The following is a 24,997-nucleotide window of genomic DNA, read 5'->3' on the forward strand; positions in this document are numbered from 1 at the left end:
CGAAGGTCGCGATGTGGCGGCCATGACCGTTTTCAAGCAGCTGTCGAAGGCTGCCGCGATCGCGGCCGGTCTCCTGGTGGTGGTGTCCGCGTGCGGCACGCAGGAGCCCCCGGAGCTCGCGGCCGACGCCTCCACCTTGAGGACCACGGCCACCACGGCCGCCACCACCACGACGACCACGACGACCGCACCTCCGCCGGTGACCGTCGAGTCCATCGTGGATGGTCGGACCGTCGTGTTGTCGAACGGCACCAGGCTCCAGGTGGCCGGGCTCGCCCAGCCCGGTGAGTGCTGGGCCGCGTCGTCTGTCGAGTTCGCGACGAAGACGCTGGTTGGAAAGCCCGTTCAGGCCCTGGCGTCGAAACTGACGTTGGTCGGTGGCAAGGACTACGCGGTGCTCGCGGCTAGCCAGGGAGCTGCTCGCTCTGTCGATGGGGCAGACGCCGCGATCCAGACCGCGGAAGCGGCCGCCAAGCAGGCCGCGCTGGGCTTCTGGGGGCCGTCGTGCGGCGGACTCGACGTTAAGCCCGCACCGCAACCCGTTGTGCCGCAGCCGCAACCCAAGCCTCAGCCGGCGCCCGCGCCGCCTGCTCCGGCGCCCGCGTACTACTCGAACTGCGCCGCGGCGAAGGCGGCCGGGGCGGCACCGCTGTACCGGGGACAGGCCGGGTACCGCGCGGCCCTCGACCGGGACGGGGACGGCGTGGCCTGCGAGTGACGGCGGCTCCGCTGACAGATCGGTGGCCGCCGGTGTCAGCGGAATGTCAGCGGCTCTCGGGATTCTTCGGTCGTACCGAAGCTTCCCCTGCACAGGCCGGGGAGCCTGTGAGCGAAGAGGGTCAACAGTGCTGAAGAAGTTCACGTTTGTGGCATTGATGGGAGCGCTGGTCAGCGCTTCCTTCGGTGCGGGCGTCGCGAACGCGGCGGACCGCAACGGCTCGTGCGAGTCGGGTGAGTTCTGCCTCTACTACAACAGCGACAACGCCGGTTCGGTGTCGGACTTCGCCGGTTCGATCGCGGACTACGGTGACTCGCAGCCGAGTTGCTACGAGTTCAAGAGCGCGGGCAACGGGCAGGGCGTGTGCGTGAAGAACAACGCCGCGTCGGTCTGGAACCGCACCACGAAGGCCGTCACTGTCTTCTACAACAGCAACTACGGTGGCGCGAAGCAGACGTTCGCGGCCGGCGCCAAGGGCAACCTGAAGGCCGAGCTCAAGAACGAGAACGCCTCGCACCGCATCGGTGACGCCGGTGGCGACCCGGATCCGGCTCCGGGCACCTACCCCGCGCCGGAGACGAACCCGCACCCGGAGGCGACGGCGAAGGCGCCGAACGCGACCAAGCGCACGCAGTTCATCGACGACCAGATCGCCTCGAAGACCGGCGAGAAGCAGTGCTGGGTGGGCGACTACCGCAGCTACGAGTCGGCGACGAGCAACCACAACACGGGCAACGCGCTCGACTGCACGATCTCGAACGCGATCGGCACCTACCCGACCGAGTCGCAGAAGGCCCAGGGCTGGAAGCTGGCCTACTGGCTGCAGAAGCACGCGTCGAAGCTCGACGTCCGCTACGTGATCTGGCAGGGCAAGATCTGGAGCGTCGCGCGCGCGTCCGAGGGCTGGCGCAACTACACCGCGGGCAGCGGTGTCACCGGTGGTCACTACGACCACGTGCACGTCTCCGTGCAGAACCCGCACGGCGACTGATCTGAGCGAACCGACGATGGCGGGCGCACCTGGTGCGCTCGCCATCTTGGCGTGTCAGGACCTGAGGTCGTGCACGATCAACGACGCCGAGAGCAGCCGGATGTCGGTGGGGTCGGCGGGGTTGTAGCCGGTGAGCTCGGAGACGCGGCGCAGGCGGTAGTTCAGCGTGTTGCGGTGCAGGTGGAGCTCGTCGGCCGTGCGGTGGCGGTTGTGGTCGCTGTTGATGAACGTCCGCAGCGTGTGCAGCAGGTCGGGGTGCTCGGCCAGCCGGTCCATCACGCGGGCCAAGCGCTTGCGGCCGGGGCCTGGGCGGCAGAGCTGGTACTCCAGCAGCACGTCGTCGAGGACGTACGCGCCGGGCTGCCGGCCCAGGCGCTGGGCGAGTTCGGCGATGTCGGCGGCCTGGCGGGCGGCGGCAGGGATGTCCTCGCGGCTCTCCGCCGCCGCGATGCCGCCGGTCAGGCTCGTGCCGGCGGCGGTGAGGAGGTTGCGGACCAGTTCGGCGGCGCTCTCCAGCTCCTCGTCGACGCCTTCCGCGGTGGTCGGCAACAGCACTGTTCCGCCGTCGTGGTCCAACGCGGAGAGGGCGTGTTTCGGCAGTTCGGCTCGTAGGCGGCGCACGAGGCCATGAACGGCAAGGCGTGCGTCGGTGCCGTCGGCCACTGACGGTGCCTCGACGCGCACGGCGACCACGACGTGGTGGCCGGACAGCTCCAGCCCGATCCGTTCCGCGAGCGGTTCGGCCTCCCTGCCGGTGAGCAGGGCGGCGACCAGGGCGCGGCCGGCCTCGCGGCGTTCGGCGTGCAGGGCCTGCTGCTCGCCGAGGTACGACCCGGCCACCGCGGGCACGGCGACGCTCAGGTAGCGCAGCAGCGCCGGCACCGTCGCGAGCAGGTCGGGGATCTCCTCCGGTTCGGCGACCGCGGCCATCGCCTCCCAGCCGACGGTCGCGGCGACGTGGTAGGTGCTGAGCACGATGTCGAGCGGAACGCCCTGCTGTGCGCGGCGCACGGCCGTGGCGATCTGCATGTCGAGCTCCTCGGCCGCCGGTGGCCGTTGTTCCCGCAGCGCGCGCAGGAAGACCTGCAGGTGGCGGGTCACCGCCTCGGTGATCTCGCGGTCGACCAGCTGGTGGGGCAGCTGCCGGTACGTCGCGGATCTGGCGAAGAACGCCTCCAGCACCTTCTCGGCGATGCGGGGGATCTGGGTCGCGGCACGGTCGTAGAGCGGTGCTGCGGGGTCCGGGGCGGGGATGTCGACCACCGCCAGAGGCTTGCGCATCCGGGCGCTCGGGGCGATAGCCCGTTCCGGTGTGGTTGATTGCACGAAAGAGGGACACCTCCGTTGTGCACGTGCCTGAAACGTTTGACCCTATCGAGTGACGGCAGGTGGGCTGGGCACTTGCGTGCGGCGAGAATCGGATGTTGTGAGCAGCGTCGAAGAATGCATGAAATTGTTGCTGCGTCGCGGTTTCAGGCGAAGCGTCGTGCACGATCGATTCACCTGCGCCAACGCCGTGATGTTCCGGCGGGTCTGGCGCGGAACCAACGAGACCGTGCTCGCGCTCTCGGAGACCGAGGCGCTGGCGTACCGCGTGCGCGAGGGCGACGCGGATCCCGCGGACCCGTTCGTCGTCGATCCCGACCTGACGCTGTGGCAGTGCGGTGGCGAGTTCCTGGACGTCACGACCCAGCTGCTGGAGTTACCGGCCGCGCCTGGTCACTCGGTGTTCTAGAGGAAGTAGTAATCTCAGCTGGTGGGTGAGACCGTCCGGATCGGAGTGTTCTACGACGGCACGTGGTTCGCCTATCTGAGCGACTTCTACGCCACCGCACACCCCAGAAGCGCCCGCATCGCCTTGGACGGCCTGCACGACGCGGTGCGGTGGTACGTCCACACGGAGACGGGCCGCCCGCTCGACGAGTGCGTGGTCGCGGAGGCGCACTACGTCCGCGGTCGCATCGACACCCCCGCCGAGTCCTTCGACCGGGCACTGGCCGCCGCCGGCATCACGCGCCACGACCTGCCGCTGCACAACGGCAAGGAGAAGGGCGTCGACGTCCAGCTCGCCCTCGAGGCGTGGGACAGGGCGACGACCGTGCCGTTGCAGTGGGTCGTGCTGCTGACCGGCGACTCGGACTTCGCCCCACTGGCCTCCAGGCTGACCGCACGTGGTGTGCACGTGATCGTGCCGGTCGTCGACATCAAGACCGTGCAGGCACCTCCCGCCTGGACCCCGCGCACGGCCGCGCCACTGCGGGCCGCGACGCCGTTCACGCCCGGTTTCGACGCGCTGTTCGCACCCGGTGACCAGGCCGACTACCCGCTGCGGCGCGCGTTCGTGCGGTCGTCGCAGGCGGTGGCGTCGCCGGTGGGAGCGCCGCGCGGGCGTCGCAAGGGCACGGTGGCCAGCTGGAAGACCGGGCAGGCGCACGGGTTCATCACGGACACGCGCGGCGGTTCGTGGTTCGTCTCCCGCGACGAGCTGCCGTCGGGACTGACGTTGCTGCTGGCGGGCACACCCGTGTCGTTCACCGGGTCGCCCGCGCCGATCCCCGGCCGCAAGTACCCGAGGGCGCAGGCCGTCCGGCCCGAGTGACATTTGTAATCCGAACCTCGTGACTCCGGCTCACTACTGGTGAGAGCCCGTTCCGACCAGGCTTTCCCGCATGGAGACGGTGCTGGAAGTGCGAGGGGCGCGGCACGACTACGGTGCCACGCGGGCGTTGGACGGCGTCGATCTCGTCGTCGGCGCGGGGGAGTGCCTGGCCCTGCTCGGGCCGAACGGCGCGGGCAAGACGACGCTGGTGAACCAGGTGATCGGCCTGCTGCCCGCCAAGGACGGTTCGGTGCGCGTGTGCGGCGGGGACCCGCGCGTCGCGTCGACCCGCCGGCAGCTCGGCGTGGTGCAGCAGGCGCTCGGGTTCCCGAACACGCTGAAGGTGTCCGAGCTGGTCACGGGGGCCGCGGTGCGGGCGGGCAAGCCCCGTGCGGCGGCAGGGCCGGTGATGGCCGAGCTCGACCTGACCGACCTCGCCGGACGGCGTGCGTCGAAGCTCTCGGGCGGGCAGAAGCAACGACTGCAGCTCGCGATGGCGCTGGTCGGCGACCCGCGGCTGCTCGTCCTGGACGAACCGACCGCCGGTCTCGACGTGCCCGCCCGCAGGCGGTTCTGGCAGATCCTGGCCGAACGGCGCGAGCGCGGGACGGGCGTCCTGCTCACCACCCACATCATCGAGGAGTCCTCGGCCGTCGCCGACCGCGTCGTCGTGCTCGACCGCGGCCGGATCCTCGCCGAGGGCACGCCGGACGAACTGGTGGCGCGGCTGCCCGACCGCACGGTGATCGCCCGGACGGGGCTGGGCTTGGAGCGCCTCCAAGCACTGCCCGGTGTCGTGTCGCTGCGCAACGACGGCGAGCACGTCCACCTGGGAACGCGTGCTCCGGAGGCGTTGCTGCGGGTGCTGCTCGCGGAGGACCCCGGCCTGTCCGACCTGCGGGTCGAGGGTGCCGGGCTGGAAGAGGCAGTCGCCGGTCTGATCGAGAGGGGTGCGGCGTGAACACAAGGGTTTTCGGTGTCGAGGTCACGGACGAGCTGAGGGGTATCGTCCGCGAACCGGCCGCGTTGTTCTTCTCCATCGTCATGCCGGTGGCGTTCTTCGCGCTCTTCGTGTCGCTGTTCGGGAAGTTCAGCAGCGGCGGGTTGTCCGCGGGCACCACGATGATCGCCACCTTCGGAGCGTTCGGCGTGATCTCGGTCGTGCTGATGAACCCCGGCATCGGGGTGGCGTCCGACCGGGAACGGGGTTGGTTGCGCTCCAAGCAGGTGTCCGCCGTGCCGATCGGCGTCACGCTGGCGGCGAAGGTCGTGGCGGCGCTGCCGTACGCGGCGGGGGTGCTGATCGCGATGACGGCGACGGCGGCGCTGACCGGAGCGTTGAACGCGCCCCTGCCCGCGTTGCTGCGGGTGCTGGGAGTGCTGGTCGTCGGCGCGTTGCCGTTCGCGTTGCTGAGCCTCGCGGTCGGGTTCCAGGTCGGGGCGGGCGCGGGTGCCGCTCTGCTCAACGCGATCCTCATCCCGACGTCCGTCGTGTCCGGACTGTGGATGCCGCTCGACATCATGCCGGCGTTCTTCCGCGACATCGCGCCGTTCCTGCCGAACTACCACCTGTCCGAACTGGCCCGTGCGCAGCTGACCGGTGGGCCCGTGCTCACCCATGTGCTCGTGCTGCTGGGCTTCGCGATCGTGGCTGCGGTGCTCGCGGCCGTGTCGTATCGTCATGCGCGGTCATGAGAGAAAACGTGGGGGTCTCCCGCTGGTTCCACCTGATCTACCTGGGGAACCTGCTGTGGGCGCCGGTGTTCGACCCGGCGGCGGGCTGGGCGGACTGGGCGCTCGTCGCCGCCGTGGTCGTCGCCTTCGTCCCGATGTACGTGCTGTCGTGGCGGCGGCCGGAGATGGTCCGCCGCTGGTCCCTGGTCCCGGCGGTCGTGCTCGGCGCGCTCGCCACCCCGTTCAACGCCGGCGCCGCCGTGCTCTTCGTCTACGCGGCGGTGTTCGCGGGCCTGTCGGAGTCGCGGCGGGTGGCGATGCGGTGGTTCGTCGGACTGTCCGGGCTGATCTGCGTGTTCGGCGTGGTGTCGGTGGTCGAGATGCCGTACCGGGTGTGGGCCCTGCTGCCGTCGCTGGTCTTCCTGTGGGTCGTCGGTCTCGTGCAGGTCGAGTGGGCCGAACGCGAACGTGAGGGGTCCGACCTGCGCATCCGCACCGCGCGGGTCGAGCACCTCGCCACCCTCGCCGAACGGGAGCGCATCGCCCGCGACCTGCACGACCTGCTCGGCCACACGCTGACCGCGATCATCCTGCGCGCCCAGCTGGTCGCCGCGGATCCCGCGCGGGCGCAGGAGGAGGCGGCGGAGATCGAACGCACCGCCCGTGCGGCGCTGGGGGAGGTCCGCGACGCCGTCACCGGGTGGCGCAGCGCGTCGCTCGAGACCGAGCTGGAGGCGGCGCGGGCCGCCCTGTCGAGTCTCGGCGTGGAGGTGGTCGTGCGGCGTGACCCGGAACTGGTGATCGTCGGCTCGACCGAGCACGAACTGGCCCTGGCGTTGCGGGAGGCCGTGACCAACGTGGCCCGGCACGCGCGGGCGAAGACGTGCCACATCGGGATCGAGGCGCACGGCGGCGAACTGCGGCTGGTGATCGCCGACGACGGCGTGGGCGGGCACGCGCGGGAGGGCAACGGGTTGACGGGCATGAGGGAACGGATCGCCGCACTGGGCGGTGTGGTCGCGCGGACGGTCGCGGCGGGCACCACCGTCACGATCGCGGTTCCGCTGAAGGTGGCCACGTGATCAGGGTCGTGCTGGCGGAGGACCAGGCGATGGTGCGCGGCGCGTTCGCCCAGCTGCTCGACCTGCAGCCCGACGTCACGGTCGTCGCGACCGCCGGGGACGGCGACGAAGCCCTTGCGGCCGTGGCGGAACACCGGCCGGACGTGCTGCTGACCGACATCGAGATGCCGGGCCGCACGGGACTGGACGTCGCTCAGGAGCTCGCCCGCCGCGGCGACACCACCCGAGTCCTGATCTTCACGACGTTCGCCCGCAGCGGGTACCTGCGGCGCGCGATGGACTCCGGGGTGACGGGGTACGTGCTCAAGGACGCGCCGATCGCGGACCTGGTCTCGGCGCTGCGCCGCGTCCACGCGGGCGAACGCGTGGTGGCACCGGAACTCGCGATGGCCGCGTGGGACAGCGCCGACCCGCTGACACCGCGCGAACGCGAGCTGCTGCAGGAGGTCCTGACGGGCGCGAGCAACGCCGACATCGCGGCGCGGCTCAACCTCGCCGAGGGCACGGTGCGCAACTACCTGTCGACGGCGATGGCGAAACTGGGCGCGCGCAACCGTTCCGAGGCGGCGAACACCGCGAAGGAACGAGGGTGGCTCTAAGCCTTGCGCTTCACCATCTCGTTGATCCAGATCGGTGCGAACGGTGACGTGCAGCCCGGCGGTGTCGGGTAGTCCTTGAGGACCTCCAGGCGTTCGCCGATCTCCAGCGCACGGGCGCGCAACGAGGGGTGCTCGATCCCGATCTGCGCCAGGCAGTGGTTCTGCGCCCACTGCAGGCGTTGCGGGGCGTCCTTCATGTCCTTCTCGACGATGTCGAGCAGACCGTCGAGGTCCAGGCCCTCGGGCTTCTTCGCCACCCGGTCGACGGTCAGCGCCCAGCCCGCGCTCGCGACCACCGGGTCCGCGTCGCCGAACCACAGCACGCGCAGCGCTTCGACGTGCGGGCTCTTCTTCACTACGTAGTTCACGAGCCAGTCCTGCACCTTGGGGCGATCGGCCTGGCGCAGCATGGCGTCCAGCTCGTCGTGCGTGAACGCCTTGGGGCGGCAGATCAGCAGCGCCAGCAACCTGGCCGCGGTGTCCCCCGTCGCCCAGAGCTGCACGGCCAGGTCCTGCTGGGTCTTGAGGCGCTTCGCGATCGCGCGGAGCTTGCCGAGGTTCACGCCGTGGTCGTCGCCGTGCTTCTCGTTCACGGCACGTGCTTTCGGGTCCTCCAGGGCCGCCAGTTCGGCCATCAGCCCGGTCACCGTCTCCGCCACCGCTCGACCTCCCGTTCGCCACCGGTGCCCGACAGCCTACGAGCCGGAACGCGGGCCGTGCGCTGGGCACGGCCCGCGAGAGGGGGCGGTCAGCCGATGGTGAACTCCTGGGCGCGGTGGGTGATGCAGGTGTTCTGGTGCAGCTTCGACTTGTTGCTGGTGTTCTTGCCCTCGATCTCGAGGCAGAGGCCGCTGTGACGCGCCCGGAACTTCAGCGTGCCGGTCGCCGTGGTCTCGACCAGGAACTGCTGGTTCCACTTGGTGGCGCTGCAGGTGTACTGCGTGGCGTCCGCGGTCGGGTCCTGGCTCGAGTCCCAGATGTCGACGCACTTGGTGCTGTGCGCGACCTTCAGGCGCACGGCGCCACTGCCGTCGCCGACCTGCTCCAGCGTCCACTGCTGGTGGGACTTGGTCGCGTCGCAGGTGTACTGGACGATCGCCGTCTTGTTCTCACGGCTGCCGTCGGCGACGTCGAGGCACTTCGCGCTGTGCGCGTTCTGGATCAGGTCGTAGGTGACGGCCGCGGACGAGGTCCCCGCGCCGGTGAGCGCCATCGCGGCGGCGGCCAGCGCGATCACGGCGCTGGAGCGGCGAAGAGAAGTCCTGGACATTGGTGCCCTCCGAAGGTCTGCTGTCGATCTGTCATCGCAGACGGTGGACCCCGGGTGTTCGGCGGGGATTCGGTGATCGTGTGATCAGCAGGTCAGGCGTGGAGTTCCGACTGCTCGGCGACGTCGAGGTCCGCGTGGGCGGCGAGGTCGTGGACATCGGTCACGCGCGGCAGAGGTGCGTGCTGGCGGTGTTGCTGGTGGAGGTGAACAGGCTGGTGCCCGTCGACGTGCTCGTGGACCGGGTGTGGGGCGAGCACGTCCCGCAACGGGCGCGCAACGCCGTCGCCGGGTACGTGTCGCGGTTGCGGCAGGTGCTCCCGGACGAGGTGCGGATCGTCGGGCGGCAGGGCGGGTACGTGGTGTGCGCCGATCCGATGTCGGTGGACCTGCACCGGTTCCACGCCCTCGTGGAACGGGCGCGGGTGGAGCCGGGCGAGACCGTGCTGGGCGAGGCGCTCGGGTTGTGGCGCGGTGAGCCGTTCTCCACTGTGGACACACCGTGGCTGGCCGAGGTGCGGACGGCGTTGGAGTCGCGCCGGTTCGCGGCCCTGCTGGACCGCAACGACCTGCTGCTGGAACGGGGACGGCACGCGGAGCTGCTGGCGGAGCTGGAGGTGACGGCGGCGGCGTTCCCGCTCGACGAACGGCTGGCGGGGCAGCTGGTGCTGGCGTTGTACCGCAGCGGGCGGCAGGCGGACGCGTTGCTGCGCTACGAACAGGTCCGGGTGCGGCTGGCCCAGGAGCTCGGTGCCGATCCCGGGCCTGCTCTGCGGTCGCTGCACCAGAGAATCCTCAGGGCGGACGTGGCCGTGCCGCGGCAGTTGCCCGTGCCGCCGCGGTCGTTCGTGGGACGGGAACGCGAACTGGCCGCACTCGACGCCGCGCTGGCCGCCGGGCACCGGATCGTGGCGGTGACCGGTCCCGCGGGGGTGGGGAAGACGGCGCTCGCGCTGCACTGGGCACATCGCGCCGCCGACCGGTTCCCGGACGGGCAGGTGTACGTCGACCTGCGCCGCACGGCCGAGCCGGTGGTGGCCGGCAGGCGCTCGGTGGTCCTGCTGGACAACGCCCGTGACGCGGACCAGGTGCGGTCGCTGCTGCGCGCGGCCCCCGGATGCCTGGTCGTGGTCACCAGCCGGGATCGGCTCACCGGCCTGGTCGCGGTGGACGGCGCGCAGCCCGTTCCGGTCGACCTGATGTCCGCGGAGGACTCACGTGCCCTGCTCGCCGATCGGCTCGGGACCCGTGCCGACCCCGCGGCCGTGGCCGAGGTCGTCTCGCGCTGCGCGGGCCTGCCGCTCGCGCTGACCGTCGTGGCCGCGCGGGTCGCCTGCACCGGCTTCGGGCTGGAGGAGATCGCCGCCGAACTGCGCGACGGGCTCGACGCGTTCGACGGCGGTGACCCGGCCACGGACCTCCGCACGGTGTTCTCCTGGTCGTACCGCGCGCTGGGACCGGAGGCCGCCCGGCTGTTCCGGTTGCTCGGCCTGCACCCCGGCCAGGAGATCTCCGTGGAGAACGCCGCCGCGCTGCTCGGAACGCGGCACGTCCGGCCGGTGCTGGCGGAGCTGACCCGCGCGAACCTGCTCGCCGAACGCCGCCCCGGCCGGTACTTCCTGCACGGCCTCCTGCACGCCTACGCCGCCGAACTCAGTCGCTCAGCGCCGCGACCACCGGGCACTGCTCCCGCACGCCGTTCTCCGCGACGTCGAGCAACGCGAGGCGCACCCGGTCCAGGTCGCGCATCCGCTGCTCGATCTCGGCGACCTTGCCGGTGACGACCTCGCCCACGTCGGGCTTGGCGGAAGCGGTGAGGAGCTGCTCTACCTCGGTGAGCGTGAAGCCGAGCCGTGCGGCGCGGCGGATGAACTTCAACCGCCGCAACGCCTCGTGGTCGTAGTGGCGGTAGCCGCCGCGGGTGCGGGCCGTGGGCACGACGAGGCCGCGGCGCTCGTAGAACCGCACGGTGCTGATGCCCACCCCGGCGGCCCGGGCCAGTTCGGATATGCGCACCACCGGAAGCTACCTCCGCAGCAACGCGCGCAGCTGTGCCGCGCCCCAGAACAGCTCCAGGGCGAGGAACCCGGCGAGCGCGGGGGTGTGGCCCTGCCACAGCGCCCACGTGAACCAGCCGCAGAAGAGGGCCCGCCCGATGGTGTCGGCGGTGATCAGCAGTCGTTCGGGGCGCAGCCAGCGCACGATCGACCACATCACCACGACCGTGCCGAACAGGGTGGAGAACAGGAGGGTGTGCGAGGTGTGGGGCGTGCCGAGCACGTCCAGGGCCAGTGCGCCGGTCCAGGGCGTGACGAACACGATGCTCGCCACCAGGTCGTACAGCGCTCCGGCGCGGCCCCAGCGGGCCACGTGATCTTGGGTCATGGCGACCACGATGGGCTCTGCACCACGGTGCAGGGTCAAGTCCCCGCTACCGTTGCCGGGAACTTCGCCGAGCCGAGGGAGACGAGTGACCGGCCAGATCGTGCGCCACGCCGGCCAGGTCGAGGCCGTGCGCGTGCGGTTCGCGGCCGTGCACGAGGCCAGCGCTGTCGTCGTCGGCGACGAGACGGTCTACGGGCGGCTGTGCCGGTGGATCATCGACACCGTTCTCGAGAAGCACGCCCGGCAGGACGAGCTCGTGTCCTACGTCGAGGAGAACCTGCGCCTGATCGTGGCAGGCCTGCACGACCTCTACGGGGTGCGGCGGCCCGCGCCGGATCCCGTGCGGGAGGCGGCGCTGCCGTCGCTGGTCGCGCCGGTCGAGCACTCGGCGCGGGCGGCGATGGAGCGGATCGGGCCGCTGCGGGACGTGCTCGACGACCTCACCGGACTGCCGGACGTCATCGCCGCGCACGCCAGGACCTGGTACACCATCGCGGCCGAGCAGCAGGCCATGGCCGACGAGCTGGAAGCGTTCCTGGAGCAGGACCCGCCCGAGTGGACCGGCGCCGCCGAGCACGTGCGGTTGATGGGGCACAACGTCGAGGCGATCCGGGGACTCGGGTCGGTGTCGGCGGCGTTCGGGGAGATCACCGAGAGCGTCGGGGTGCTCGTCGCGCAGACCCGGAGGCTCGTGCGGGAGCTGGTGATCAGCCTGGCCGTGGCGCCGACGGACGCGACGCTGTGGCGGCTGGCGTGCCGGATCGCGGTGTACGGGGTGGCGCTGAACGCCACCCTCACGCACCTGGAGGACCGGCTCGCCTAGGCGGCGGCGCGGCGGGCCGCCTTGCGGCGGGCGATCTGCGGCAGGAACCACATGTAGACGCCCGTTCCCATCAGGACGAACAACGGCAGCAGCGGCACGTACGACACCCACACCATTTCCGCGTTGACCGTGAGCGCGACGGCCGTGAACACCACGGTGGCCATGAAGACCATGCTCACCACGCGGTGGAACTGGCGGATTCCCTTGCTGCCGGTCATGTTCGTCCTCCTGGGGTCGGTGGTGGGGACAACGGTAGGAGCAGGTGCTCAGCCGTGCTTCTCGATTCCTGACCGGCTAGTACCCTCGGGCGCCATGCGGTCCCCGGTGCTGGTCGGTCGTGACGAGGAGACCTCGGCGCTGCGGGCCGCGGTCACCCAGGCCGAGCATGGTCGCGGTGGCGCGGTGTTCCTGGTCGGGGAACCGGGAATCGGCAAGTCCCGGCTGGCGTCCGAGGTGACCGGCCATGCCGCGCAACGCGGATTCCGGGTGCTCAAAGGACGAGCGAGTCGCGCGGTTCCGATGAGGGCGTTGTGCGAAGCGGTCCTGTCCGCGTTCCGCAAGGCCGGCGCACCGGACGAGAAGCAGCTCGGCGCGTACCTGCCCGTGCTGCTGCGGATGACACCGGACGCGCCGGCGAGCGTGCCGGACCCGGCCGTGGTCAGGGCCGAGGCCGTGCTGCGGTTGCTCACGGCCGAGAAAACCGTTCTGCTGCTGGAAGATCTCCATGAAGCGGACGGCGAGACGCTGGCCGTCGTCGACTACCTGCTCGACAACCTCGCGGACGAGCCCGTCCTGGTGCTGGCCACGGCGCGGCCGCATCCCGATGGCGCGCAACGACTCGCGGACGAGGCCACCGCCCGCCGCACGGCGACGACGCTGCGGTTGGGCGGACTGGACGCCGGCGAGGTCGCCGAGCTCGCCCGCCACTGCCTGGGCGAGCCCGCGCCGGACGACGTGCTCCGGCACCTCGCAGAGGTGTCCGACGGTGTGCCGTTCGTCGTGGAGGAGCTGGTCAACGGAGACCTGCGGGCCGTGCCGCCCACGGTCGCGGCGGCCACGGTGCGGCGGGTCGACGCGCTCGGGGCCGAGTGCGCGGAGGTGCTCGAAGCCGCCGCGATCTTCGGCCGGACGTTCCCGCTCGACGTCGTCACTGCCCTCGCCAACAGCGCGGACGTGCCGATGTTGTTGCAGGAGGCCGAATGCGCGCAGCTCGTGCACGGCCACCAGTTCCGGCACGCGCTGACCGCCGACGCGATCACCGGCCGGATGACGCCGGCGGCGCGTGCGGCGCTCGCTCGCAGGGCCGCCGGTGCCGCGGAGGCGTTGCGGCCCGGCGAACTGGAGTTGATCGCCGAGCTGTGGGAGGCGGGCGGCGAGACGGCGAAGGCCGTGGGGTGCCTGGTGCGGGCCGGAAGGCACGCCGCCGCGCTCGGCCGGTTCGGCACCGCCGTCGAGCTGCTCGAACGCGGCCAGGCGCTGACGGCCGATCCGGACCTCACCGCGGACCTGCTCGGCGCGCTCGCCGCCGTCCTGCCGCTGGCCGCGGTCGTCGTCCCCGCCGACAACGGGGCGAGGGCCTTCGCGCTGGGAGAACGGCTCCAGCAGGCGCTGACGGCATCGCACGCCGCGCCGGAACGCCGGGCGGCCGTGCGGCTCGCGCAGGCCAGGGTCGCCGCCGTCGCGGGGCAGTGGGAGCGCGGCCTCGACCTGCTCGCGACGGCCAAGGAGACGTGCGCGGAGGCCGACGTCGTCAAAGCGGCTCTGCTGCTGGGCCTCAACCAGCTCGACCTGTTGCCCAAGGCCCGTGCGCTCGCCGAACGCGCTGCCGCCACGGGCACCCCGGAGATCGTCTGCGAAGCCCTCGAAGTGCTCACCCGCTGCACGCGAGGGCAGGACCTCGCCGAGGCGCGCCAGCACATCCAGCGCTGGTTGCACACGGCCGAACAGCACGGGCTCGCGGCGTGGCGGCTGCGGGCGTTGCTGGAACTGGGCATCACCGACAAGTACCTGACCGCCGGCGTCGACACGCTGCTGGCCGCCCGCCAGGCCGCGCTCGACAGCGGCGCGATCGTCATCCTGATCGCCGCCGACCTGCACCTGGGCGGGACGTACCTGGTGCGCGGCGAGTACGAGGAGTCCGCGCGGTACGGCGCGAGCGCGGGGGAGGCCGCCGAGAAGCTGGGCCTGCACGCGCTGAAGTCGCTGGCCGTCGCGATCGAGGCGGGCATCGCGGCCATGCACGGTGACCGGAAGGCGACCGACAAGGCCTTGGCGCGGCTGCGCGACCACGGCGGGTCCGAGGAGATCTGGTCGTACAGCTCGGCGGTCTGCGCGGTGATGGAGGAGCGGTACGACCGCGCGCTGGCCGAGTTCGACGAGGTGGAGAAGGCCGTCGCGGAACCGCGCATCCTGCGCGGCACCTTCTACCAGGGCCCGCGGCTGCTGGTGCGGGTCGCGCTCGGCCTCGCGGGCAGGCCGGAGTTCGACCGGCTCGCCGAGTCGCACCTCTCGCAGGTCCGGCTGCACCGCACGTACTTCGCGTGGAGCCGCGCGATCCTGCTGGGCCGCGAGGGCCAGGTGGCCCTGGCGAACGCGGCGGCGGCCGAGGCGCTGGAGCTGAGCACCGGTCTCGGCCTGCCCCGCCACCTCGGCCTGAGGCTCGCCGGACCGAGAGCGCTGGCGGACGGCTGGGGCGAGCCGCTGGAGTGGCTGCGCGAGGCGGAGGAGCACTACCACCAGGCAGGCGTGCCCGCCGTGGCCGCCGCCTGCCGGGCCGTGCTGCGCGAGGCCGGCGCCCCGAGGCAACGACGCCGCCGCGACCACGAGACCGTGCCGCCCGCACTGCGCAGGGCGGGCGTCACCGTCCGCGAGTACGAGGTGCTGCGCCTGGTCGTGGAGCGGTTCGGCAACGCCGAGATCGCCGAACGGCTGTTCCTGTCCCCGCGCACGGTCGAACGCCACGTCGCGAGCCTCAAGGCCCGCACCGGCCGCCAGAGCCGTGCCGACCTGATCACGCACGCCCGCCCGTTAATTGGGGGCTCCGCCCCCATGTGAGCGGCCTGACCACGAGGAAGACTCACCGAGCAGCCGGCGGCGCTGAACTCGGAGGGGTGTTCAGCGCCGCCGGGACTCATGACGGAAACTTCCTCAGCGCGAGATGTCGATTCCCGTCATCTCCGTTCGACGCACTGATGACAGCAAGCGCGAACACCGAGGAGAACCAGATGCGCACCCTGATCGCCACCGCCTTCGTCTCTCTCGACGGCGTCGTCGAGGCCCCCGGCGGCGAGCCCGGTCACCGCAGCGCCGGCTGGACCTTCCAGGACATCGAGTTCGACGAGGCCGCCTACGAGATCAAGGGTCGTGAGCAGGAAGAAGCCGCGGCGATGATGATGGGCCGCGTCAGCTACGAGGCCTTCGCCCCGGTGTGGCCGACGCTCGACTACTTCCCGCAGTACAACGCGATGCCGAAGTTCGTCGTCTCCAGCACGTTGAAGGAGGACCAGCTCGTCGACAACTGGGGCGACATCACGATCCTCCGGTCGCTCGACGACGTGGCCGCGCTGAAGGAGACCGAGGGCGGCCCGATCTCCATCCACGGCAGCGCGACGCTCAACCGCAACCTGTCCGACGCGGGCCTGATCGACCGCTACCACCTGCTGGTGTTCCCGGTGCTGCTCGGCGCGGGCAAGCGCCTGTTCAGCCAGACCGACAAGGACAAGCAGCAGCTGAAGGTCGTCGAGAGCGAGTCGTACTCCAACGGCATTCAGAAGCTGGTCTACGACGTCGTGCGCTGAACCGCGGCCACGGCGCCGGCGAACGAGTCGACGAGCCAGGTGGGCCCGGCGCTGAGCAACTGGTCGGCGCCGTGCACTCCGTAGGTCACGCCGACGGACGCCATCCCGGCCGCGTTCGCCATGTCGACGTCGTACGTGGTGTCGCCGACCATCACGGCGTTGCGCGGCGCCACACCGAGCCTGCGCAGCACGAGGAGCCCGGATCCGGGGTCGGGCTTGGGTTTCGGCACCTGGTCCGCGCCGACCACGACGGGGAACTCCTCGCGCAGGCCGGCCGCGACCAGCACCTCCTCGGCGTTCGCGATGAACCTGTTCGTCGCGACGGCGAGCAGAAAACCGTTCTCCCGCAACACCTGCAGCCCGTCGTACACGCCGGGGAACACGAGCTGTGGGGCCACCGGCAGCACGATCTTGCGAAACGTCGGCCGGTAGAGCTCGACGCACCTCGTGACCACCGGGTCGTCCTCGGGCACCCCGAGGACCTTCGCGAACGCGGCGGACAGGCCCAGCCCGATCGTGCCGCGGATCGTCGGTGAGTCCGCGGTCGGCAGGTCGAGCTGGGCCAGCACGGCGGCGAACGTCGTGACGATCCCGCGCGGGGTGTCGACGAGGGTGCCGTCGAGGTCGAAGATCGCGCAGCGTCTCATCGGGACATCTCCTCCGCCGTCGGCGACCTCAGTAGTTGGGGATCTTGCGCAGGAGTTCCTTGCGCTCCACGATCTCCGGCGCGTAGACCTGCTCCTGCCACGCCTGCGGGTCGACCGGTTCCAGGGCGATCGACACGACACCCTCGTCGCAGCCGAACGCCCGCGTGACGGCCTCGGTGATGGACGCGACCAGCTCGGACGCCTGCTCCTCGGTGAGCGGCGCGGGGAAGTGCTTGACGTTCACGTGCGGCATGCCGGGCTCCTCATGACTGGGCTCCTCATGACTGGCCTCCCGTGATGGCGAGGGTGACGGCCTTGGTGACGGCCGCGATCAGCTCGGCCATCTGTGCGTCGGACAACAGCACCGGCACCTGGGCGATCTCCCGCCGCACGGTGTCGCGCCGCCGCATCGACGCCAGCAACTCGTCGACGTCGGGCTCGCGAAGAAGGCTGTAGTGGTCGGCCTCCAGCTCGACGACGACCGGGTCGGTGACCGAGAAGCCCTCGCTGCCCTCGATGAACGAGTAGTCGTCGCCCTGCGCCTTGAAGATCGTGAGCGGTGCCGAGATGGTGCGCTCGGCCAGTTCGCTGAAGGTGTACTTGAAGGAGAACGTCTCGGTGACGATCTGGATGATCCGCCGCACCAGCTCCCGGTCGAGGTCGCGGAACTCCTCGCTGACGAACGCCGAGAAGCTGTACTCGTCCTTCGCGACCTCCAGGCACCGGGCCAGGCGCGGGTCGGTGATGCTGCCCGCGAACACCGAGAACAGGATCGTCACGAACGCGCTGTTGTCGAACGAGGCCTCGTCGCCGGCCCGCTCCGAGCGCACCTTCGGTGATCCCGGCGCGATCAGGTACAGGTTCGCGATCTCCTCGCCCGCCTGCTCCAGCTGGTAGGCCGTCTCGAACGCGACCCGCGCGCCGAAGGAGTAGCCCCACAACGTGTACGGGCCCTCGGGCTGGATCTTCTTGATCGCCTCGATGTCGGCGGCGGCCATCTCGCGGATCGTGCTGTACGGCGTCTCGCCCTCGTTGATGCCGTACGCCTGCACGCCGTAGAACGGGCGCTCCGAACGACTTGCGAGCGTGCGCAGGTTCATCGGGTAGCCACCGAGACCGGGCCAGCAGAACACCGGTGCCCCGTCGCCGTTGGGCTGCAACGGGACCAGCCGGGAGATCGGGCCCTCGTGCAGGCCGTCGACCCGGCGGGAGAGCTGCTCGATCGTCGGCGACTCGAAGAGGACCTGCAGCGGCAGGGTGGTGCCGAACTCCTTGTTGATGCGGTTGACCAGGCCGACCGCGATCAGCGAGTTGCCGCCGGTCTCGAAGAAGTCGTCGTGCGTCGAGACTGTCTCGCGCTTCATCAGCTTCTTCCACATCTCGCTGACGCGGCGCTCGGTCGTGGTGCGCGGCGCGACGAACGGCCGGTCCTGGTCGTCGACGTCGGTCCGGTCCGACGCCTCCAGGGCCTTGACGTCGATCTTGCCGTTCGCGGTGACGGGCAGCCGGTCCAGCACCACGACCTTGTTCGGGATCATGTAGTCCGGCAGGAAGTTGACCAGGTCGTCGCGGATGAGCTCGGCCGGGCCCTTCATGTGGACGACGTCCTCCTTCATGCCGGGGCTGCGGCGCTGGGCGTAGGAGACCTTGCCGCCCAGGAAGAAGTACGACGGTCCGGGCTCCTCGCCGATGTCGGCCAGGATCGCGTTGATCCGCCTGGCCGACGGCAGGTCGTTGTCCGACTTCGAGCTGTAGCCCGACGACATGAAGCCGAGGTCGACGTCGTTGGCGGACAACCGGTGCATCGCCCGGCCGAGGTCGACGTACCGTCTCCAGTCCTCTGTGGACCTGCTGATCGCGGTGACGCCGAAGCTCGCGCGCTCGTACACCGCCTGGTTGATGGCGATGACGTGCTTGCGCAGCACCAGTTCGTCGGACACGCGCTCGAACTCGCCACCGGTGTACCGGTACTGGCCGCCGGGCAGATTCGCGACGCGGCCGGGGTGAGTCTGGACGTAGAGGTCGACGTCGTCCTCGCGGACACCGGTGTAGGCGCACAGCTCGAACGTGCCGAGGTAGTAGTCCTCGTCGGAGACCTCCAGCAGGTCCTTGGTCTCCGGCGTGTGCGCGGACGCCACGACGTCGAGGCCGTACCCCGGCAGGACCTCCTCGAAGAGCCCGACCATGTGACCGGTCTCGATCTCGAGCACTTCCTGGATGTTGTTGAGGTACACCGACTCGATCGCGGCCTTGCGCCCGATGAAGTGCAGCTTCGCCTGCGCCTCCGCGTTCTCGGGCACGGACGAGATCAGCACGAGCTGGTGGCGCAGCGGGTGGTAGTAGTACAACCCGGCCGGCAGGTTCGCGATGTGGTGCAGCTCCAGGTAGAGCTGGGTCGCGTAGAGCGAACCCGGTGAGGCGTACCCGTACTTCGGCAGCAGGCGCTGGTCGCTGAAGTGCGCGCCGAAGTAGCGCAGGATCTCGCCCAGCTCGACGACGTGGACGCCGCGCGGGGACTTGGAGCCAGCCCCGGAGGGCTTGCGCTCCAGCAACCGCAGCAGGTCGGCGTCGGTGACCTGGCCGCCTTCGTAGAAGCGGTAGGACTTGCGCGAGAAGACGACCTTGCGCTGCAGGCAGGACGCTTCCTCGCCGGGCAGGTCGACGGTGTGCCGCCCGCCGAGGTCGTCGCGCACACCGGGGTTCGAGAGCTGCGCGCGGACCTGCAGGCGGCTGGCCTTCGACTGGTGGTGCGAGCCGGAGTTGCCCTGGTCCATCAGGGCTGCTTCCTTGGGGTTCAGCTCGACGCACGCGATCAGGTTCTGGAACCCGGTGCGGTCGTCCTCCTTCACGATGACCGCGGCGTTGCGGACCCAGTCGTGCGTCTCGATCGCCAGCCGGATCTCGTCCAGCTCCACGCGGTATCCGCGCAGCTTGACCTGGCTGTCCGCGCGTCCGGCGAACTGCACGGTGCCGTCGAGGTTCTGCGTCACCAGGTCGCCGGTGCGGAACATGCCGTCCACGAACCGTTCCCGCGTCAGTTCGGGCTGGTGCAGGTAACCGCGGGCGACCTGGACGCCGCCGATGTAGAGCTCACCGATCTCGCCGGGGGTGACCATGTCCCGGTTCTCGTCGAGCACCAGGTAGGTCGTGTTCGCGGCGGGAACGCCGATGGAGATGGACTTCGGCGCCTCCGCGAGTTCGGCCGGGTCGACCACGTGCGACGACGAGTTGATCGTCGTCTCCGTCGGGCCGTAGAGGTTGACGAGCGCGACGCCCGGCATGTCCGCGACGAACGCCTGGGCCAGCGTGCGCGACAACGCCTCGCCTCCGCTGAAGACCTGCTCCAGCGAGCTGACGGTGGCGAACTCCTCCGTGTCGATCAGCGCCTGGAGCAGCGTCGGCACGCACTGCAGCGTCGTGACGCCGTGCTCGCGCATGGTCTCGATCAGCATCTCCGGGTCGCGGTAGATGCCGGGACGGCCCATGACCACGGTCGCGCCGATGGCGGGGGCGAGGATCTCCCACTGCGCGGCGTCGAAGCTCATGGGAGTCTTCTGCACCACGCGCTTCGTGTCGTCGATGGCGTGGAAGTCGTGCAACCACTGCATCTGGTTGACGACGCTGCGGTGCTCGATCATCACGCCCTTGGGCCGGCCGGTGCTGCCCGAGGTGTAGATGATGTACGCGAGGCTCTCGTGCGAGGGGGAGAAGCCGTCGTCGAACGCCTCGTCGCAGTCGGCGAGCGTGACGATCCTCGTGGTGCTGGGCGCGAGTTCGGTCAGGCGTTGCTTCAGGGCGGGCTGCGTGACGACGACCTTGGTGCGCGAGTCCTCGATCATGTACCGGAGGCGCTCCTCGGGGTACTCCGGGCTCAGCGGCAGGTAGGCGCCGCCGCCGCAGAGGATCCCCCACGCGCCGACCACGAGGTCGAGCGACGGTTCGACGAAGATGCCGACGCAGTCGTCCTCGCTGATGCCGAGCCGTCTCAGGTGTGTGGCCAGCGCGGAGCTCTGCTCGAAGAGTTCGCCGTAGGTGATGGTCTCTTCGCCGAAGACGACGGCTGTGCGATCAGGGTGTTCCTCCACCTGCTTGCGCAGCAGGTCGGGAAGGCAGCCGCCGTCCACTTCAGCTTCGTGCGACATCTCAGAAATCCCCCAAGCGGTCAGCATGAGCGGGGTGCGAGCGCGTTCTTGGATATTTGCGGAACGTATGGGCTCCGACTCGAAACCGGCTGGAGTGATCAGCCCTTGTGCGCAGCCGCAGAGGTCTACCGGAACGGGCTCGAGCACCGCCGGACTCCCACCCGCTGGGACGGTGGTTCGGTGGCGAATGGTTGCCCCACTGTCCACAATGGTGTTGGGTTGACGCCAACTTCGAGGGCGGGGCCACGAGGATGAATGTGCTCGAGTACGTAGCCGATCGCTGGGATCGGCTGTCTTTGCAAGCGTTCCTGCACGTCAGCGCCGTTGTGCAGTGCACGGTCCTGGCCGCGCTGCTGGGGGTGGCGATCGGGGTCGCGGTCTACCGCAGTCCGGCCGGATCCGCGCTGGCCACGGCGTTGGCGAGCACGATCCTCACCATTCCGTCGTTCGCTCTGCTGGCGTTGCTGATCCCGGTGTTCGGCCTGGGCGCGGACACGACGGTGATCGCCCTGGTGCTGTACGCGCTGCTGCCGATCGTGCGCAACACGATCGTCGGACTGGGCGGGGTGGATCCGGCGGTGAGCGATGCCGCGAGAGGGATCGGGATGAGCCGGTTCGGGGTGCTCACGAGAGTGGAGCTGAGACTGGCGTGGCCCGCGATCCTGGCGGGGATGCGCGTCGCGACGCAGATGCTCATGGGGATCGCGGTGATCGCGGCCTACGCGAAGGGACCGGGGCTGGGATCAGAGGTGTTCTCCGGCCTCGCGAACGCGGGCAGTGCGAACTCCATGAACCAGGCCCTCACCGGGACGATCGGCGTGGTGGTTCTCGCCCTGCTGCTCGACGGCGTCTACGTGCTGGTCAACCGTTTCACCGTGTCGAGGGGCGTCCGTGGCTGAAAAAGGCATTGAGATCAGGCTCGACCACGTGACCAAGCGGTACGCGGGGCAGAAGGCCGCGGCGGTCGACGACTTCTCGATGGTCGTGCCCGCCGGGCAGGTCGTCGTGTTCGTCGGGCCGTCCGGGTGCGGCAAGACCACGACCATGCGGATGATCAACCGGTTGATCGAACCGACGTCGGGCACGATCACGATCGGCGGCGAGGACGCGCTCAAGATCGACCCGGACGACCTGCGGCGGCGCGTCGGCTACGCGATCCAGCAGGCGGGGTTGTTCCCGCACTTCACGGTGGCGCAGAACATCGGGATCGTGCCGGGGCTGCTGGGCTGGGACAAGAAGAGGACCGCTGATCGCGTCGACGAGATGATGGACCTCGTCGGGCTCGACCCCGGCGAGTTCGCCGGCCGCTTCCCCCGCCAGCTCTCGGGCGGCCAGCAGCAACGGGTCGGTGTCGCGAGGGCTCTGGCCGCCGATCCGCCGGTGCTGCTGATGGACGAGCCGTTCGGCGCGGTCGACCCGATCACCCGCGGGCACCTGCAGGACGAGTTGCTGAGACTGCAGAACGAGCTCCGCAAGACGATCGTGTTCGTCACGCACGACTTCGACGAGGCCGTGAAGCTCGGCGACAAGATCGCGGTGCTCGGCGACCGTTCCACGATCCTGCAGTACGCCACGCCCGACGCGATCCTCGCGAACCCGGCGGACGACACGGTGGCCGGGTTCGTCGGCGCCGGCGCGTCGCTGAAGGCGTTGACGCTGACGAGGGTTCGTGACGTCGAACTCGGCCACGCGGTCACGGCCCGCGCCGACGCCGATCCGTCCACTGTGGACCTCGGTGCCGAGAAGTGGCTGCTGGTGCTCGACCGCCGCGACAGGCCGGTGCGCTGGGCGACTCAGAACGAGCTGCGGCGCGCTTCCTCGCTGGCCTCGATCGGACGTCCGGTGCAGGACTCCGTGACGCTGCAGTCGACGTTGCGGGACGCGCTGGAGGCGATGGTCAACGAGGGCGGCCGGGCGGTCGTCACGGGCAGCCGCGGCGAGTACGTCGGCACCCTCGACCTCACGACCGTGACCGATGTCGTACAACAGCTGCGAGCGAACTCGTGACGGCCGGGCGGATCCAGTTCTGGGCGCAACCCGCCGCGGTGCTGCTGATCGTCGGCGGCGTGCTGGTGTGGGTGTTCAGCGGCGAGCTCACGGCGACCGAGAGGAGCACGCTGAACGCGACGTCGCTGCTCACGGCGTTGAAGGACCACCTGCTGATGACGGTCGTGGTGACCGCGATCGTCGTGGCCGTCGCGGTGCCGGCGGGCATCGTCGCGACCAGGCCGTGGGCGCGCTTCCTCGCGCCGGTGTTCCTGGCGGTCGCGAACGTCGGCCAGGCGGCGCCCGCGCTGGGCGTGCTGGTGCTGTGGTTCCTGATCACCGGCGCGTCCGGCGGGCTGTGGGTGGCCGCGCTGCCGCTCGCGTTCTACTCGCTGCTCCCGGTGCTGCGCAACACGATCGTCGGCATCCATCAGGTCGATCCGTCCCTTGTGGACGCCGGGCGCGGCATCGGCATGTCGGCGTCGGGCGTGCTGTGGCGCGTCGAGCTCCCGCTGGCGGTACCGCTGATCCTCGCCGGTCTGCGCACGTCACTGGTGCTCGCGGTGGGCACGGCGACGTTCGGCCTGTTCGTCAACGCGGGCGGGTTCGGGTTGCTGATCGACACCGGCTACAAGCTGAACCTGATGAAGGTCCTGGTGACCGGCTCGGCGCTGGCGGCGGGACTCGCGCTGCTGGTCGACTGGGCGGGCGCCGTGATGGAACACCGGTTCGGCCCCAAGGGGGTCAGGTGAGGAAGCTCGCGCTCGTCCTCGTGCTGTGCCTGGCCGGGTGCGGCCTGGACGTCAACAGTGCGCTGCCCTACAAGGTCCTCCCGGGCTCGATCCAGCCGGAGCAGTCGCTGCGGGGCGTCGAGATCACCGTGGGGTCCAAGGACTTCACCGAGAACATCCTGCTCGGCTACCTGGCCGAGATGGCGCTGTCCGCGGCCGGTGCCGACGTCGTCGACCTGACCGACCTGAAGGGCTCGCAGACCGCACGGCAGGCGCTGCTCAACGGCGAGGTCGACGTCACCTGGGAGTACACCGGCACCGGCTGGATCAACTACCAGGGCAACGAGCTCCCGGTCACCGGCGGGGAACAGGCCCAGTACGACGCCACGAAGAAGGCCGACCTGGAGAGGTTCGGCGTCGAGTGGCTCGCCTACTCGCCGCTCAACGACCAGTACGCGTTCGCCGTCACCGAGGCCTACGGCGAGCAGCACGGGCTCAGGACGACGTCCGACCTGGCGGCGTTCTTGACGCAGAACCCGGACGAGGCGGTGTTCTGCCTCGAGACCGAGTTCACCAGCCGCCAGGACGGTTTCCCGGCGGCGCAACGGACCTACGGCTTCCCGACGACCGAGGTGAAGAACTTCGGCATCGGCACGATCTACTCGGCCGTCGCGGGCGGCACGTGCCCGATCGGTGAGGTGTTCACGACCGACGGCCGCATCGCCGCGCAGAAGCTCCGCGTGCTGGAGGACGACAAGAAGGCCTTCCCGCAGTACAACGTGGCGCCGACCGTGCGCGCCGAGTTCCTGGCGCGGTACCCGCAGGTCCGCGGCCCGCTGGAGAAGATCAGCGCCGCGCTCACCAACGACCAGATGATCGAGCTGTGCCGTCAGGTCGACGTGGAGGGCAGGGACGCGGGCGAGGTCGCGAGGGACTGGATGGTGTCGAAGGGGTTCATCAGGACGGACTGATCAGCGCATCGCCCGTCCGACCGGCGGCAGCACCGACACCATCGACGCGGCCAGCCACAGCATCAACGCCACGCCCGGCACGATGATGAACGTGCCGGCGTGGTCGACGGTGAGCCGGACGATGGCGAACACGTAGTAGGTGACCACGAGGAACCCGAGCCCCGCGAGCACCCACCGCGCGAACCCGAGCCGCGCGATCACCAGCGCGGCGAGCAGGAGCACCACGCCACCCGCGACGTAGGTGGCGACGATCGCCGGGTCGCCGTTGGCGATGACACCGCGCCCGAAAGCCAGTCCCAGCAACGCGACGGCGGCCTCCGGGGTCTGCCGCACGCCCAGGCCGTCGGCGGAGTTCAGCCCGGCCAGCACGAAGCACAGCACGGCGACCGCGAGCCACAGCCCGCCCGCGACGAACGCGGGCGCGGTGCTCGGCCGCAACGGCTGGCCCCAGCCGGGCGCCGGGCCGTAACCCGGACCGTGCGCCTGCGGTTGCTGCAGCTGCCAGCCCTGGTTCGGATGCACGGCGCCACGATACGAGCCGTCAGTCCGCGCCGCAGCGAATTCGCTGGTCTGCGGTACAACGAA

At 70.4% G+C, this 24,997-nt stretch carries 25 protein-coding genes and 1 pseudogene; 16 read left to right on the plus strand and 10 right to left on the minus strand.

What is annotated here, in order from left to right; genetic code table 11:
* Positions 1–22: 22 nt before the first annotated feature.
* A complete protein-coding gene (locus tag IE307_RS43165; RefSeq protein WP_191305293.1) occupies positions 23–718 on the plus strand; it encodes an excalibur calcium-binding domain-containing protein in 696 nt (231 codons plus the stop codon).
* 127 nt (positions 719–845) lie between these two features.
* Positions 846–1,709: a peptidase inhibitor family I36 protein gene (locus tag IE307_RS43170; protein ID WP_229905602.1), complete on the plus strand. Its 864-nt coding sequence runs from the start codon at positions 846–848 to the stop codon at positions 1,707–1,709.
* 54 nt (positions 1,710–1,763) lie between these two features.
* Here the strand turns inward: IE307_RS43170 and IE307_RS43175 are convergent, their stop codons facing one another.
* Entirely contained in the window at positions 1,764–2,990 is a 1,227-nt protein-coding gene (locus IE307_RS43175; RefSeq protein ID WP_191305294.1) for a PucR family transcriptional regulator, read from the minus strand.
* A gap of 205 nt (positions 2,991–3,195) precedes the next feature.
* On the opposite strand from IE307_RS43175, the gene IE307_RS43180 reads away from it, so the two are divergent.
* The 6 genes from IE307_RS43180 to IE307_RS43205 all read left to right on the plus strand — a co-directional run bounded on the left by IE307_RS43180 (position 3,196) and on the right by IE307_RS43205 (position 7,663).
* Positions 3,196–3,444 carry a hypothetical protein gene (locus IE307_RS43180; RefSeq protein ID WP_191305295.1) on the plus strand — a complete coding sequence of 83 codons (249 nt, stop codon included), beginning with the start codon at positions 3,196–3,198 and terminating at the stop codon, positions 3,442–3,444.
* A gap of 21 nt (positions 3,445–3,465) precedes the next feature.
* Positions 3,466–4,308: an NYN domain-containing protein gene (locus IE307_RS43185; protein ID WP_191305296.1), complete on the plus strand. Its 843-nt coding sequence runs from the start codon at positions 3,466–3,468 to the stop codon at positions 4,306–4,308.
* 70 nt (positions 4,309–4,378) lie between these two features.
* Entirely contained in the window at positions 4,379–5,269 is an 891-nt protein-coding gene (locus IE307_RS43190) for an ABC transporter ATP-binding protein (protein ID WP_191305297.1), read from the plus strand.
* Entirely contained in the window at positions 5,266–6,003 is a 738-nt protein-coding gene (locus IE307_RS43195; protein WP_191305298.1) for an ABC transporter permease, read from the plus strand. Before IE307_RS43190 ends, IE307_RS43195 begins: the two co-directional genes overlap by 4 nt.
* A complete protein-coding gene (locus IE307_RS43200) occupies positions 6,000–7,064 on the plus strand; it encodes a sensor histidine kinase (RefSeq protein ID WP_191305299.1) in 1,065 nt (354 codons plus the stop codon). Before IE307_RS43195 ends, IE307_RS43200 begins: the two co-directional genes overlap by 4 nt.
* Complete coding sequence (locus tag IE307_RS43205) at positions 7,061–7,663, plus strand: response regulator transcription factor (RefSeq protein ID WP_191305300.1); 603 nt, start codon at positions 7,061–7,063, stop codon at positions 7,661–7,663. The genes IE307_RS43200 and IE307_RS43205 overlap by 4 nt, the downstream gene beginning before the upstream one ends.
* Here the strand turns inward: IE307_RS43205 and IE307_RS43210 are convergent.
* A complete protein-coding gene (locus tag IE307_RS43210; RefSeq protein WP_191305333.1) occupies positions 7,660–8,298 on the minus strand; it encodes a DNA alkylation repair protein in 639 nt (212 codons plus the stop codon). The genes IE307_RS43205 and IE307_RS43210 overlap by 4 nt on opposite strands.
* A 113-nt stretch (positions 8,299–8,411) precedes the next feature.
* Positions 8,412–8,933 (minus strand): RICIN domain-containing protein, encoded by a 522-nt coding sequence (locus IE307_RS43215; RefSeq protein ID WP_191305301.1) that lies wholly within the window; start codon positions 8,931–8,933, stop codon positions 8,412–8,414.
* A 179-nt stretch (positions 8,934–9,112) separates the two neighbouring features.
* On the opposite strand from IE307_RS43215, the pseudogene IE307_RS47175 reads away from it, so the two are divergent.
* A pseudogene (locus tag IE307_RS47175) lies at positions 9,113–9,904 on the plus strand (AfsR/SARP family transcriptional regulator); the annotation flags it as partial.
* 679 nt (positions 9,905–10,583) lie between these two features.
* Here the strand turns inward: IE307_RS47175 and IE307_RS47180 are convergent.
* Both IE307_RS47180 and IE307_RS43225 read right to left on the minus strand, forming a co-directional pair.
* Entirely contained in the window at positions 10,584–10,946 is a 363-nt protein-coding gene (locus tag IE307_RS47180; RefSeq protein ID WP_229905603.1) for a MerR family transcriptional regulator, read from the minus strand.
* A gap of 9 nt (positions 10,947–10,955) precedes the next feature.
* The gene (locus IE307_RS43225; RefSeq protein ID WP_191305303.1) at positions 10,956–11,315 is read right to left on the minus strand and encodes a hypothetical protein; all 360 of its coding nucleotides are present in this window, start codon (positions 11,313–11,315) and stop codon (positions 10,956–10,958) included.
* A gap of 85 nt (positions 11,316–11,400) precedes the next feature.
* Here IE307_RS43225 and IE307_RS43230 point away from each other — a divergent pair, with 85 nt between their 5' ends.
* Complete coding sequence (locus tag IE307_RS43230; RefSeq protein WP_191305304.1) at positions 11,401–12,138, plus strand: hypothetical protein; 738 nt, start codon at positions 11,401–11,403, stop codon at positions 12,136–12,138.
* Here IE307_RS43230 and IE307_RS43235 read toward each other — a convergent pair.
* On the minus strand, positions 12,135–12,356 hold the full coding sequence (locus IE307_RS43235; RefSeq protein ID WP_191305305.1) for a hypothetical protein: 222 nt from the start codon (positions 12,354–12,356) through the stop codon (positions 12,135–12,137). The two genes, IE307_RS43230 and IE307_RS43235, sit on opposite strands and share 4 nt — an antisense overlap.
* A 94-nt stretch (positions 12,357–12,450) precedes the next feature.
* Here IE307_RS43235 and IE307_RS43240 point away from each other — a divergent pair, with 94 nt between their 5' ends.
* Positions 12,451–15,192, plus strand: coding sequence for an ATP-binding protein (locus IE307_RS43240; RefSeq protein ID WP_191305306.1), 2,742 nt, complete (start codon positions 12,451–12,453; stop codon positions 15,190–15,192).
* Between the two features lie 170 nt (positions 15,193–15,362).
* Positions 15,363–15,935, plus strand: coding sequence for a dihydrofolate reductase family protein (locus IE307_RS43245; RefSeq protein ID WP_191305307.1), 573 nt, complete (start codon positions 15,363–15,365; stop codon positions 15,933–15,935).
* Here IE307_RS43245 and IE307_RS43250 read toward each other — a convergent pair.
* The 3 genes from IE307_RS43250 to IE307_RS43260 are packed head-to-tail and all read right to left on the minus strand — an operon-like array spanning position 15,917 to position 20,724.
* Positions 15,917–16,582, minus strand: coding sequence for an HAD family hydrolase (locus IE307_RS43250; protein WP_191305308.1), 666 nt, complete (start codon positions 16,580–16,582; stop codon positions 15,917–15,919). The two genes, IE307_RS43245 and IE307_RS43250, sit on opposite strands and share 19 nt — an antisense overlap.
* A gap of 28 nt (positions 16,583–16,610) precedes the next feature.
* A complete protein-coding gene (locus tag IE307_RS43255; RefSeq protein ID WP_191305309.1) occupies positions 16,611–16,835 on the minus strand; it encodes a tautomerase family protein in 225 nt (74 codons plus the stop codon).
* 25 nt (positions 16,836–16,860) lie between these two features.
* Positions 16,861–20,724 carry an amino acid adenylation domain-containing protein gene (locus IE307_RS43260; protein ID WP_229905604.1) on the minus strand — a complete coding sequence of 1,288 codons (3,864 nt, stop codon included), beginning with the start codon at positions 20,722–20,724 and terminating at the stop codon, positions 16,861–16,863.
* A 251-nt stretch (positions 20,725–20,975) separates the two neighbouring features.
* Here IE307_RS43260 and IE307_RS43265 point away from each other — a divergent pair, with 251 nt between their 5' ends.
* From IE307_RS43265 to IE307_RS43280, 4 genes are read left to right on the plus strand one after another with little or no spacing between them, the layout of a single operon-like run.
* Positions 20,976–21,623, plus strand: coding sequence for an ABC transporter permease (locus IE307_RS43265; RefSeq protein WP_191305311.1), 648 nt, complete (start codon positions 20,976–20,978; stop codon positions 21,621–21,623).
* Entirely contained in the window at positions 21,616–22,731 is a 1,116-nt protein-coding gene (locus IE307_RS43270; RefSeq protein WP_229905605.1) for an ABC transporter ATP-binding protein, read from the plus strand. The genes IE307_RS43265 and IE307_RS43270 overlap by 8 nt, the downstream gene beginning before the upstream one ends.
* Positions 22,728–23,462: an ABC transporter permease gene (locus tag IE307_RS43275; protein ID WP_191305312.1), complete on the plus strand. Its 735-nt coding sequence runs from the start codon at positions 22,728–22,730 to the stop codon at positions 23,460–23,462. The genes IE307_RS43270 and IE307_RS43275 overlap by 4 nt, the downstream gene beginning before the upstream one ends.
* Positions 23,459–24,412 carry a glycine betaine ABC transporter substrate-binding protein gene (locus tag IE307_RS43280; protein ID WP_191305313.1) on the plus strand — a complete coding sequence of 318 codons (954 nt, stop codon included), beginning with the start codon at positions 23,459–23,461 and terminating at the stop codon, positions 24,410–24,412. Before IE307_RS43275 ends, IE307_RS43280 begins: the two co-directional genes overlap by 4 nt.
* Here the strand turns inward: IE307_RS43280 and IE307_RS43285 are convergent, their stop codons facing one another.
* Complete coding sequence (locus tag IE307_RS43285; RefSeq protein ID WP_191305314.1) at positions 24,413–24,934, minus strand: hypothetical protein; 522 nt, start codon at positions 24,932–24,934, stop codon at positions 24,413–24,415.
* Positions 24,935–24,997 lie beyond the last annotated feature (63 nt).

Source organism: Lentzea cavernae (genome assembly GCF_014653695.1).
Classification (GTDB): Bacteria; Actinomycetota; Actinomycetes; order Mycobacteriales; family Pseudonocardiaceae; genus Lentzea; species Lentzea cavernae.

Excerpts from the sequence above, each read along its gene's own strand:
- IE307_RS43260 (WP_229905604.1), bottom strand. The coding sequence starts at position 20,724 with ATGTCGCACGAAGCTGAAGTGGACGGCGGCTGCCTTCCCGACCTGCTG.
- IE307_RS43225 (WP_191305303.1), bottom strand. The coding sequence starts at position 11,315 with ATGACCCAAGATCACGTGGCCCGCTGGGGCCGCGCCGGAGCGCTGTAC.
- IE307_RS43265 (WP_191305311.1), top strand. The coding sequence starts at position 20,976 with ATGAATGTGCTCGAGTACGTAGCCGATCGCTGGGATCGGCTGTCTTTG.
- IE307_RS43165 (WP_191305293.1), top strand. The coding sequence starts at position 23 with ATGACCGTTTTCAAGCAGCTGTCGAAGGCTGCCGCGATCGCGGCCGGT.
- IE307_RS43245 (WP_191305307.1), top strand. The coding sequence starts at position 15,363 with ATGCGCACCCTGATCGCCACCGCCTTCGTCTCTCTCGACGGCGTCGTC.
- IE307_RS43250 (WP_191305308.1), bottom strand. The coding sequence starts at position 16,582 with ATGAGACGCTGCGCGATCTTCGACCTCGACGGCACCCTCGTCGACACC.
- IE307_RS43255 (WP_191305309.1), bottom strand. The coding sequence starts at position 16,835 with ATGCCGCACGTGAACGTCAAGCACTTCCCCGCGCCGCTCACCGAGGAG.
- IE307_RS43200 (WP_191305299.1), top strand. The coding sequence starts at position 6,000 with ATGAGAGAAAACGTGGGGGTCTCCCGCTGGTTCCACCTGATCTACCTG.
- IE307_RS43190 (WP_191305297.1), top strand. The coding sequence starts at position 4,379 with ATGGAGACGGTGCTGGAAGTGCGAGGGGCGCGGCACGACTACGGTGCC.
- IE307_RS43215 (WP_191305301.1), bottom strand. The coding sequence starts at position 8,933 with ATGTCCAGGACTTCTCTTCGCCGCTCCAGCGCCGTGATCGCGCTGGCC.
- IE307_RS43240 (WP_191305306.1), top strand. The coding sequence starts at position 12,451 with ATGCGGTCCCCGGTGCTGGTCGGTCGTGACGAGGAGACCTCGGCGCTG.
- IE307_RS43235 (WP_191305305.1), bottom strand. The coding sequence starts at position 12,356 with ATGACCGGCAGCAAGGGAATCCGCCAGTTCCACCGCGTGGTGAGCATG.
- IE307_RS43210 (WP_191305333.1), bottom strand. The coding sequence starts at position 8,298 with ATGGCCGAACTGGCGGCCCTGGAGGACCCGAAAGCACGTGCCGTGAAC.
- IE307_RS43175 (WP_191305294.1), bottom strand. The coding sequence starts at position 2,990 with ATGCGCAAGCCTCTGGCGGTGGTCGACATCCCCGCCCCGGACCCCGCA.